At 53.4% G+C, this 11,115-nt stretch carries 9 protein-coding genes and 1 pseudogene; 3 read left to right on the top strand and 7 right to left on the bottom strand.

The window, feature by feature from the left end:
- Positions 1 to 26: 26 nt before the first annotated feature.
- Both EDI29_RS04655 and EDI29_RS22695 read right to left on the bottom strand, forming a co-directional pair.
- A complete protein-coding gene (locus EDI29_RS04655; protein ID WP_137739926.1) occupies positions 27 to 656 on the bottom strand; it encodes a hypothetical protein in 630 nt (209 codons plus the stop codon).
- Between the two features lie 205 nt (positions 657 to 861).
- Complete coding sequence (locus tag EDI29_RS22695) at positions 862 to 2,202, bottom strand: DUF4145 domain-containing protein (protein ID WP_167494476.1); 1,341 nt, start codon at positions 2,200 to 2,202, stop codon at positions 862 to 864.
- A gap of 194 nt (positions 2,203 to 2,396) precedes the next feature.
- Between EDI29_RS22695 and EDI29_RS23305 the strand changes: the two are divergent.
- The 3 genes and pseudogenes from EDI29_RS23305 (at position 2,397) to EDI29_RS22690 (ending at position 4,275) form a co-directional block, all read left to right on the top strand.
- Positions 2,397 to 3,003, top strand: a pseudogene (locus tag EDI29_RS23305) (tyrosine-type recombinase/integrase).
- Between the two features lie 230 nt (positions 3,004 to 3,233).
- A complete protein-coding gene (locus EDI29_RS04640; RefSeq protein WP_137739925.1) occupies positions 3,234 to 4,037 on the top strand; it encodes a DUF6602 domain-containing protein in 804 nt (267 codons plus the stop codon).
- An 85-nt stretch (positions 4,038 to 4,122) separates the two neighbouring features.
- Positions 4,123 to 4,275 carry a hypothetical protein gene (locus EDI29_RS22690; protein ID WP_167494475.1) on the top strand — a complete coding sequence of 51 codons (153 nt, stop codon included), beginning with the start codon at positions 4,123 to 4,125 and terminating at the stop codon, positions 4,273 to 4,275.
- 40 nt (positions 4,276 to 4,315) lie between these two features.
- Here the strand turns inward: EDI29_RS22690 and EDI29_RS04635 are convergent, their stop codons facing one another.
- From EDI29_RS04635 to EDI29_RS04615, 5 genes are all read right to left on the bottom strand, one after another.
- Positions 4,316 to 6,595 (bottom strand): helicase-related protein, encoded by a 2,280-nt coding sequence (locus tag EDI29_RS04635; RefSeq protein ID WP_137739924.1) that lies wholly within the window; start codon positions 6,593 to 6,595, stop codon positions 4,316 to 4,318.
- Positions 6,596 to 6,730: 135 nt separating this feature from the next.
- Entirely contained in the window at positions 6,731 to 7,840 is a 1,110-nt protein-coding gene (locus tag EDI29_RS04630) for a DUF6094 domain-containing protein (RefSeq protein WP_137739923.1), read from the bottom strand.
- A 70-nt stretch (positions 7,841 to 7,910) separates the two neighbouring features.
- Positions 7,911 to 8,558, bottom strand: coding sequence for a hypothetical protein (locus EDI29_RS04625; protein WP_137739922.1), 648 nt, complete (start codon positions 8,556 to 8,558; stop codon positions 7,911 to 7,913).
- 95 nt (positions 8,559 to 8,653) lie between these two features.
- The gene (locus tag EDI29_RS04620) at positions 8,654 to 9,328 is read right to left on the bottom strand and encodes a DUF3275 family protein (RefSeq protein ID WP_137739921.1); all 675 of its coding nucleotides are present in this window, start codon (positions 9,326 to 9,328) and stop codon (positions 8,654 to 8,656) included.
- An 82-nt stretch (positions 9,329 to 9,410) separates the two neighbouring features.
- Positions 9,411 to 10,331: a DUF3577 domain-containing protein gene (locus EDI29_RS04615; RefSeq protein WP_137739920.1), complete on the bottom strand. Its 921-nt coding sequence runs from the start codon at positions 10,329 to 10,331 to the stop codon at positions 9,411 to 9,413.
- Between the last annotated feature and the right edge of the window lie 784 nt (positions 10,332 to 11,115).

Raw genomic sequence — 11,115 nt, 5'->3', positions numbered from 1 at the left:
AAATTTACGGAGTTGGTGCTGATGGCTTATTGAGACTCATTCAGGGAAGGGGTAAGAACGCTAATTCCACCGTTTTCCACTATTTCTTTAAGGCGATTTCTTTCAATGATTAGTCGCTGGAGCTGTGCTCCCATTGTCTTTAGATGATTTCTGCCAGCTTCGCTTTTCATTTCTACCCCCCCAGGAGTAATAATCATTACTGTTGATATGCCATTACGGTCGATTGTTAGCTGACCAGCAATAAACCTTGCGTCCGACTGAAGTTGCTCAATATCACTAATTACTGCATTTAATAAAGCGGTGTGGGCACTCAGCTTGACCGTGTTTGCCATGGCTTCTGCCTGCGCTCTTCCTGACTTTGAGGTATCCTCAAGGGCAGCGGCAGCCTCAATCAATTCTTCTTTTTGATATATAACCGCCTTGGTAAGCCAAAAGAATGCAGCAAGAGCGAGCACGGGGTTCAGCGCACCTCCAATATAATCTCCAAACTCTCCCCATTTTGAGGTTTCATGAGATATGGCGCTGGAAGTTAAAACTCCAAACCATAAAAAATATATTAAAAAAACCAATCCAACGTATGTAGCGACAATTATCTGCCAAAGCGTTACGCTTCTTGTCAGTTTATGGAGCTCTAGTTTCTTACTTTTTGAATTCATAATGAGTTATATAAAATAAAATTTTATGTTTAATAGCGCTTCTTGTTCCATTGCTACTGTCTACACTAGACAGTTAGGTGTCGTCAATGGCTGATAGTAGCTGCGGCAATGAGTATTGCAGCAATGGGTCGAAAGCGGTCAGCAACGACCGGTAGCTTTCAGCCAGAAACAGCCATCCACGATGATTTCGATTAATCCGGCTGCGTTAAGCACCACAGCATCTCTTGTATTTTTTGCCTGATTTGCAAGCACAGGGATCATTTCTCCCTTGCTTTGGTCTTTCAGGGCGTTTTGGCATACTTTGCAATATGTTTAAAAAATGTGCCTGTAACTCTTTGTGAAATTTGTCATCTACAGCAAGATTGAAGTAATGCGCCGCTGATTCATGACCCGCTTCCGCTGCTGCTTTTAAAAGCGCTTTGCCGCGCTCTTTATCCTGAACAAGCTCTGTGCCTTCATAGAGGAACCTTCCAAGCAGGTATTTGCAGTGTTCGTCTCCGTTATTAATGCCATTTATAAAGCTTTGTTCAGCCAGCTTCTGAGAATAGTCGGAGTAGGTTTTTTCCAGATACAGAAATCCAAGTCCTGCATGCGCCGAGATTTTCCCTTTTTTCAACGCATGTGAAAAAACCTCAAAGGACTCACCGAAATTACCCTCCTCACGCAGCCAATTACCGTATTCAGACAGAGCATCGGCATAGCCTCGCTTAGCTGCGGCCTCCAAGGCTTTAACGCCGCGCTTCTGGCTTTCCTCGCCTTTTTGCTGGTTAAAAGTAAGCTGAGAATACCGAAATAATGCCTCTGTATTTGCGTGCTTAAACAAAAATGTCTCTTCCTCACCCATTTCGTGAATCTCGAACTGGTTTTTTAAATCATCTCCAGCGCTGATCACGCATGCAGCCCAGTACAGCTCCGCTGCCATTTTTTGAGTTGTTTGCTTATGCGCGTATTGGCTATTCTCGATGACTAATACTCCTTTGGGCAAAGGAGTCAACGACTGCGCTTCCAGAATCAAGCCCGCAGCCATTTTTGCCTCGAAGTTCACTGATGAAATGGCTTTCCAAAGTGTTTGCTGACTAGTGAGGTCGCCGACGTCCACGGCCGTTATCTCTGGCAACTCTTCACCTTTGTTGATCAAGAGAAAAACACTTTCGAAGATTCCCACTAGCGTTTTACGGGCAGAAAGTGCGCTTTCCAAATCACCAGCACCTCGTGCCTTGCTGGTATCCTCTGTACCATCATCTACATCGCCATTTGTTAGCCTTGCGTGAACAACTTCATTTCCAAGCTGACGGATTCTATGTAGATCAGTGCGCAAGCTATGGTCGATGATCTGGCATTCGGACAACTTTTGAATGGAGTTAAAAAGGTCTAAATTCTCGAAATCAATGCCAGAATGCTTGCCTAGCTTTTGCGTCAAGTGTTCGACTACGATTCGGAAGTTTGTTTTCGCATAGTCTGGATAGGCCGTCATCACGTCTAAAGCGCGGCGGTATGCATTCCCTGCTGCCGGTACAAGGTCGATGCAAAGCTCTACATCAGTCATCTTGCACCTAACACTTTTCCTATTCATATTTTTCTCTTTTTCACATGGCCTGCGGCAATTTGACCATACCTAAATCAAACGGTACACCGTTTGTTCTCACAGTATCCAAGCGGATAGATTCCAGTGACTGCAAAAAGTTGAAAGCATCCTTTTTGTTAGTAAAAATGGGATTCCTTGCATCGAAGGAGAATCCCATGAAACCGGACCTCAATGAAACAAAACAGCTCTTTCCTTGGAACAGGGGTAGGCTTGTTGGCCAAAAGGCTCTGTTGAAGCTGAAAGAAATCTGGGCGATTCGCATACGGTTCCAGCTAGCTGAAAAGGTGCGAGATATGGCGCTATTCAACCTGGCGATCGACAGTAGATTACGTGGCTGCGATTTGATCAGCTTGCGCGTTTACAACATTTCAAAAGGGAAGAGTATCTACCTACTCGCTATCGTCATGCAGCGCAAGATGCATGGACCCGTACAGTTCGAGAGTACCGAGCTGACATGACAGTCGGTGGCTGCTTGGAGCGATGTGGCGCGCCTCGCTATTTCCAAGCGGGGTAACCAAGTCGTCCCACCTTTCTACGTACCAGTACGCACGCATCGTTGTGGGTCGCGTTGATTGGTTTAGACCCTGCAACGTATGACACGCACACCATGCGCCGAACAAAGGCGACGCTGATCTACCGGAGAACGAAGAATATTCGGGCAGTCCGACTCTTTCTCGGACATACCAAGTTAGAAATCACGGTGCGATATGTGGCATCGAAGTCGACGACGCGCTGGAAATGGCAGAGCAGATAGAAACGTGAGGTTTGCTTACCATCGGGTAGCACACTACCCCAAGTGGTCGCTGTCGGCCAGAAGCAGTCATTCTGGCATTGATCTTTTGTACTCACTAAAGACTGAGATCAAAATTTTTTAGTCTTGTCTAAACACTCCAACAGCTAATTTGCCTATCGAGTTGCGCACTCATACAGTATTAGGCGAACTAGACATGCACATCGCATGTCTTTCTAAATCTAGTTAGGTATATCGACACATGAATCGTGTAATCAATCATTTCGAGGGTCTTCGCAGCACGCTGCTGTCTATGTATGAGGACAGCAAATCGGCCAGCCATACGGTGGTGACGGGAGCATTACGCGAAGCATTTATTAGATCAGTTTTAGAAAACCACCTGCCGTCGACAGCATCCTGGTCTACTGGGCAGATCGTAGGGCATGCTCCGAATAATGATCTTTCCGGGCAGCTAGATTTGATTCTTCACTCCGGTGAACTGCCACAGATTCATATTCACGACGGCTTTATCCGTCTTGTACCATCCGACGCATGCATTTCCGTCATTGAAGTTAAGTCTGAGATTACGACGGGTAAGGCGACAAACCCAAAGCCGACCGATGTACTGTCAGGCGCTCTCTCATCTATGGTTGGTGCCAAAGATGTGCCACGAAGTGCGTCTGGCAGCGTAGGAGCGGCCAACGCCTGTGTCCCTTTTCATATCGTCGCCTTCACCACCAAAGTTAGTGCTAGCAAAGTTATTCAAGCCATTTACGCCCACCTCAGCAATAAGGGGAAATTGCAGGTTGATTACTGGCCTGAAAGCATTGTTGTCTTAAAGGGGGCAAAGAAAACAGAGCCAAAAGGGTACGGGATTTTTAAAGATAATCAAAAGGTCTCTATGCCAAAAAGCGCTATAAAAGAAACGCTCACCAACCCCATTCAAGGACTTAGTCTGACGAAGGTTGCTGGCTGGGAAGCACTGGCAGTACTTGTGGCGTTACTGGCAAATGATTCAGCAGCCTTTCCGTCTAGCTCATTCCGTCTTGAAAAGTACATTTATTAGCCACTCGGATGGTGAAGCCAAGGCTATGTCTAATAGCTCATTCCAGTGGATGCCTAAAGACGCTGCTGAATTAAGGCGTTAGCGAATGTCTGAACTGGGTCTAAAACAGGCATTTTCCCTTACATCTGATGTTGTGCCTTCTTTATTTTTGATGGTGCGTGAAGGAATGGACCGCTATGAAGAACAAGCCCGCTGTCTCTGGGCAGTTTTCACCACCGCCGCGCAACGTGTCATGTGAAAAAACCGGCGTCCTTGCGGGACGCCAGCAAATAGGAACATCAGGCCGCGACAAGTTGTCGGGCTAGAGCAACTTCAATAGAGTCGCCATCTTGATTAAGCACATCCAGCCCTGACTCAGGAACGTCTCCCGACGTGCTCTGAGAAACCAGAATCTTCTTCGCCATCAGAGCCAGGCACGTCATCTGCGACGTGGCCGCATACCCCAGGTAGATCACCTTCACAGGCTGCTTCTGGCCGATACGCCAGGAGCGTCGTGCGGCCTGCTGCAGTGTGTACACGTTGTACCCTGATTGCATGAACACAATCGTGGGGAACTCCAGAAGATCCAGCCCTGTTTTGACAAGCTCCGGGTTGGTGATGAGGACATCGATGCCACGGTCGAGCTGTTCTGCAATCCAGTCTTCACGGCGGCTGGCATCGACGCTGGCGCGCAATACCGCAACCCGAAAACCTTCTTGCTCCAACAGCATTTTCAGCCTGCTGGTGGTATCTCGCGTGCCTGTGTAGACGGAATAGGCCAGGATCTTGCGCCCCTCTGCTTTCTCCTGCTTGCAGATGTCGATCAGTTCCCGCTCCTTGGGCATCACCTGCAGCTCGTTGAACTGGGCCGGGGTGAATACCAGTACCTCTCGCGTACGCGGGTGGCGCACGGTTTCGGTACGAAAGCAGCAGTCAGACCAGGCCAGCAGCACATTGAGCACCACGCCCAGCAAGGTGGTATCCCGCTTTCGCAGGGCTTCCTTGAGCTGGGACGTCAGGCTGGCAGCGAGCTTGCTGTAGGTATCGCTTTGCTCGGCGTCCATCTCGACTTCCCTGAACTCTTCGTCATACGGGGGTAGTACGCCACCAATGTCTCGGAGTTTGAGGAAAATCGTGAAGGGCAGAACGCAGCGCAGCACGCCTTTGGGGCCGAACCCTGGCGCTTTGACGGTTCTGACGGTGACCTTCGAGCCTTTTGCGGTCTTGTGGGCCGGGCCGTCGCTCTCGGAATAGATGTCCTTGAGGACGCCATGATCCCGCATGAATGCCATGGCTGCAGCGTTCATGCTGCCACTGGTACTTGGTCGGTAGCCGTCTTCGATCATACGTCCGGGCAATGCTCGGAACAGCAGATAGAAGAGATCGGAAGCGTAGCCTCCCATCAGCGTGCCGGTGAGCAGCAACGTTTTGCGGGTTTTGGCCGCAATCACGCCCATGGCCTGACCTTGCGCGGAACCGCCTGTCTTGTACTCGTGGGCTTCGTCGGCGATGAGCAAATCGAACGTGCTTTGCGGCAGATAGCGCTTCACAAATTCACTGGGTTGATAGCCGCCCTCACCGAAGCCGAACTCCATACTCGACATGGCGCGTTCCATACGCTGAGCCTGCCGGTCTGAAAAGACCAACTCCCCCCGGTTGTCCATCAGATTGATGAACTGGTGGAAGTTGTCCCCAAGCATCGAGGCCAGGAATGAATCGCCGAAGGTTTTCATCAGCTTGGCCGCCGTGGCTTCACCAATGGTCGGAATGCGTTTCAGCGCCCGCAGTACTGCTGCGGATTGATCGCTGCCTGACAAACTGCGTGGTCGCATCAGTGTCCAGAGGGCACTTTTGCAAACGCCACACTTGCGACGCACTTCCTCAGCGTCGAGTTCCAGTGCGCTGACTGGCTCGCCATCAAGGGTGTTAACCATGGTGCCGCAGTGTGGACAAAGCCCAACGGTGCCGTGACGGGTGCGCTTGCGAACGAACGCGGGCTTCCAGTGGAAGCCCATTCGCATGCGCACACGGCCAATGATGAAAAATTCCTGTCCATCGGCTGGCACATTCAGTTGCTCGCGCAGCTTGATCAGTTTGAGCAGTGTGTCCGGGCCGTTGAGCACCCAGACTTTGGCCCCCGTGACGGTTTCGAGAATCTCTCGCCGCCATTTATAGACCAGGTGCGGTGGGCTGAGGACGAGTGTGCGGCGATAGCCTTCCGCATTGAGTACCGCCCCCAGCGCGATGCCGACGGTGGTTTTGCCCGTCCCCATCTCACCATTGACGATGGCCGCTCGCTCGCCTTGGTTGACGAGCAACTCGGCTGCTGCATGCACGACCTCGGCCTGAGCGGGGAACAACTGTCGCTTGAGACTGGCGAGAATGCGTTGTCGGTTTGCACGTGGCACACCGTTGTAGACCGGTGGATTGGCTCGGTTGAGAGAGTCGAGCAACTCATCCCCGAACTCGCTGACAAAATCCTGCAGACTGATAGATAGTTCGTCGTTCGCAGGGCCGAACAGATCGCCTGTCTCGGGCGATTGCGTGACGGCAGGAGCTGCTTCGATTTGTATGCTCATGGTGATGCTCCAAAAAATGGGGCATGCACCGCCCAGGGGCGATGTATGCCCCGATGGGTAAGAGAAATGAGCTGGTGTTGAACTCGGGTTCAGTGGCCAGCAGTGTGTAGGTGGTACTGCTTCCCCTTGCGGGGATTAATGGATGGTGAGAATCCGTCCCAGCGTGGCTGAGTCGGGAGATAAATCCCATGCTCTGATGACGGGCACGAACTTATCGGTGAGAATGCGCGTTTCGGCGATTGAACCGTCATCGCGTTCGCAATACTCGGTGCTCGTCGCTTTCTGCTTGTAGGTGTCGCCCTTGACCGCAAGTGTGCGGCCGCTTTGGGACTGCACAACACCGGAGATCGCACCCGCCGCCAGAGCCAATGCCAGGTGCCATTCAGATAAAGCGCGAGCAGGCGCACGCAGCGATTGCTGCGCAGCACCGAGGTGAGTCTCGAACGCCGGCCACAAACCTCGCAGACGTTGTACTTCTTCGGCGAACTGCATCGGCTCCATGCTGATGCGATAAAAATGCTCGGGTTCGGCCTGGGCGCTTGGCACGATATAGGGAAGCGACGTCCACTCGGGCGGCAATTCTTCTACGTCCTGTTCTCCCTGCCCGATTTGCAACAACCGGGCGCGGGTGGACTTCACGTCTTCACTCGCCAGATCGCGCTGGTGAGCACGACGACCAAACAGCACCACTTGTTTGAACTGTGTATCTACCGGACGGAAGACACGCAGGTCGGCGAAGTGGCGTGTGAGCCAGCCAACCATTTCCTGGTCGAGCACATAGAACGGAATGATGAAAACGAGAATACCGTGGTACTGCAGCAAGGGCAGCGTCCGCTGGTAGAACAGCTTTTCCAGTCGGGGCCGGCCCTTACCGTCGTAGCCGATGTTGCCGTTGGCATCTCTGGATAAGTCGCCGTACGGTGGATTGAGCCAAAGCAAACCGAATGCCTGACGCGAGATGAGGGTATCCATCAGGTCGGCATGGATGCAGTGATCGACCAACAACCGTGCATGGCTGGCGCGCTCCTGATCGTACTCGACAGCGTACGAACGGGTGTGATCAAGCCCGAGGGCATGGGCGGCTTCGGCAATCGCAACGCCTTCGCCGGCACAAGGGTCGATAATGCACATGGGCTCATCGCTGGGAGCCAGTGCGGCGAGTGTCCGTTCGAGCGTGGACTCATCGGTAGGGTAATAGCCATTTTTGGCAAAATTTCTGGCGAGCCGGGGAAACATGAGTGCCATAGGGATCTCCTGTCTGGCGATGATGAAAGAACGTGCAGGTGCCTGGTAAGGTGCGCCTGCCGTGAAATGATCAGACCACCGCGTGCGGTGTCCAGATCTGTGACGGATATGGATAGGCCGTGAGAACGCCGTTACGAATAAGCTCGCCCAGCGCATCGATGAGTGCTGGCACGTCCAGTCCAAGGCGAAAGCCCTGCAGCGGCCCGAGAGCGACCGGTAGTTCATGGAGCATGTCGCGGCTGCGCAGTAACTCCAGCACGGGCGTTTGCCAGTGGTCGAGCAGTGGCAGCGGACATGTATCTTTGACGAGTTGCCACAAGCGAACGGTCGGTTCAGCAGCAGAGCGCGGCAGTAGCGCCAGTGCGCTGGCTGTGCCCTTGTCAGGGCAGATGCAACTCTGGTCGAACAGCCACAGATTGGTGAGCGATCCAAACAGCGTGCGGCGATAGTTGCGGGTCAGACGCTTTTCTAGGCGCTCGACCGAAGGGATGAACACAGGTACGGAGCCGCCGTGCTCTGTGATGAGGTGAAACTGGTTCAGTCCATCGTCATCGCGGCCCAGTGTGAGTCGGGCGATAAATTGCTGGACGGCGGTATCCCGCGCCCAGATTGAGACAAAGACCAGATCGCCATTCTCGCGGCTGACGCAGGCATCAGCCATCAGGTCAGTACATTCGTCGATACGGAACAACGGTTGCTGTAATGAAGATTCGGGCATGGTGGTGTCCTCAATAAAAAATTGAGGGGCAACACTGCCCTTGGGGTCGTGTTGCCCCGAAGGATGGGAAAAGCGCGCAGCGGTGGCTGGAGGAATCAGATCGCCAGAGATTCTGGCTGGCGGTTCCACTGCTGGGCCGTGGCGTCGAACGCATAGCTCAACTGGCTCAACCGCGCGACTTGCAGGCGCAACGTGCTGCGGTCAATGGTTGCGTCCAGCTTCACCGATTCACCCAGCGGCCAGAGGATGCCGAACAATGCAGCATCATCGCTATCGAGATTGTCCGAGGCCGCTACAGTTGCGGAGGGTGCATCGACGCTGAATGGCGTGGTGTCGACCAGTGGGTCCTGGGTGGCTTGTACAGGGGCAGGCCTGGCCTTGGATTTGGACGTTGCGGTTGGCGTGGGTACGGGTTGAGTACCCGATTCCTCATCAAGCGGATCGACATCCTGCGTGGCGAAGGCGCGAGCCTCTGCTTTGCTGAGTTTGTCGATGCCGGACAAGGTCATGCCATCCAGGCTGGCCCGGATCTCGAATCGCATGCCGTCGCCGACAGGATAGGCTTTCGGATAAATATATCGAATCGCAAATTTACCCTCATACTTTCCTTCGGGATACTGCTCCAGTTCGGGATCTTTGACATGGAACAGCCCAAGGTGAGTGGTGAGACGACCGACTGTGAACCGGCCGTTACGACCGGATATTGTGCGGATTGCGAGTTGGCCGCTAACGATGATGGGGGGAGCGGATTGAACGGCTGCTGTAGCCATGGATAATCTCCTGGGATGCGTTGTACTACCGATAACCTTGGGAAAAGAGACAAGACCCCACTGTGAGGTCTTGCCGATCGGCTTAGCGTGAAGTGACGAGAGCGGGCTCTTCTTCTACCGAGGATTGCGCTTCAGGTTCGGTTGTACCGGGCGTCGTAGACGGCATATCCACGCTGTTATCAGGACTTTCTGACGCAGTGGATACCGCGGTAGCATACTCGGAAGAGGGAGCCTGGTTGGCAGTGGGATAGACCAATTGGCCATCGATCTTGATCAGGCCAATATGGATCAGTTTGGACTCCAGACTCGCAGCCGGCTCGCCAGCATGCTCGCCTTTCGTGCGAAGGTACGGATCAGCTTTCATGTCGTTGAGACGAAAGGCCACCAGTACCTTGCGCTCAGCCTCGACGGCCTGCACGCAACGGCGCACCAGATGTTGAGCCTCCGGTGTGGTCACGATGGTGTTGATGTACCGGTATTCCGGTTCTTCGACAGGCCCAGCCAGCGCACCGATGGCGCATGCGAGGAACGGGTCACCCTTCTTCGGTGTGACGTCTTTGGGCTGATTGAGGTAGCCAATGCCCCGAGTGACCAGCTCGTACTGTTCGATTATTTGCAGTGCGGCAGGGTCGATCAGTTCAGCTTTCAGGAGCCGTCCCTTGAGACTGGCTGCCGGTTCACCCTTGCGCTCACCGTTGGGGCGAATGAATGCATCACTCCACAGATCCCCCAGCCGGAATTTGATCATCGGACGCTGCTTTGAATCATCAATGCCGACATAGTGTTCGACCAGTTTTTTAGCCTCGGCACCTGTGACTTTGACATCAAAATAGCGGGTGGTCGGTTCTTGGGCCGAGCCGACCAGCGCTGCGATGGTGCAGGCCAGGAAGGGTTGAGCACGTCGGCCACTCCGCACGGGAACTTCCCGTACGCGTTGCAGACGACCGTAACCTTCGGTGTGCAGATCGAAATAGGCCTTTTCGCCTGAAGTAGAATGGCTCATGGTGAAATCTCCATTGAAAATGAAGCGGAGACACACCAGGCCCGATGGCGAGGGTGTGTCACCCCGCGATGGGTTGATAAGGCGGATGCATCCACTACCGGTAGAAACCGGTGGTCGTTCGCGTGAGGATGCTGTGCGAACTGGCTCGGTCATGCGGTTTTTGCCGCACCGCAACCTTGTAGACCGTGGTTGCGTGGCATGTCGCTGACAACGTCAGCAAAACATGCCGACAGACTGCCCGTGCCTCAATGCCGGCGCGACGAGAAATATGAACTGGAGCCGTTCCCTATTTTCGAGATGCCATTCCTCTGGAAATGGCAGTCGTGCACGAATCGCAGGGTAGCTTCTACTTCTTTGCCCGTGTTGGCGAAGCAGACTACGGTATCGGCAGGTAAGCTGCTGTTGGCCTGTAAAACGCGCCACAGCATATAGGCACTGGTGCGGCCACCGGAAAAACTGATGCAGGTTTGGGAGTCAATCTTGAACGGGTCGCACATGTGGGCGTCTCCAGGGTATCGCTGACCTCACCACCGTGTACCTGGTTGGCGATGCGCGTCATGTCGCCGAGGTTGGGCACATGGGGGTAGCGGTGTGCGAGCACGGCACACGGGAAAGGGTCGATTTCCGAAAACCAGACGGCTATACCCAGTGGTTCCCAGGCGAGGCTGACTGCCTCGATGCCACTGCAGACGCTGCCGAATTGCAGTACATGGGGTGTAGGTTGCATGTTCATAGGTCTCCTGTTTTTTGGTTCAGGGCCACAGGCCCAACCGTGTGTGTCGTA

It is taken from the genome of Pectobacterium polonicum (assembly GCF_005497185.1).
Taxonomy (GTDB): Bacteria; Pseudomonadota; Gammaproteobacteria; order Enterobacterales; family Enterobacteriaceae; genus Pectobacterium; species Pectobacterium polonicum.
Note: the sequence above shows the minus strand (reverse complement) of the source record. Positions and strands in the feature narration are given on the sequence as shown.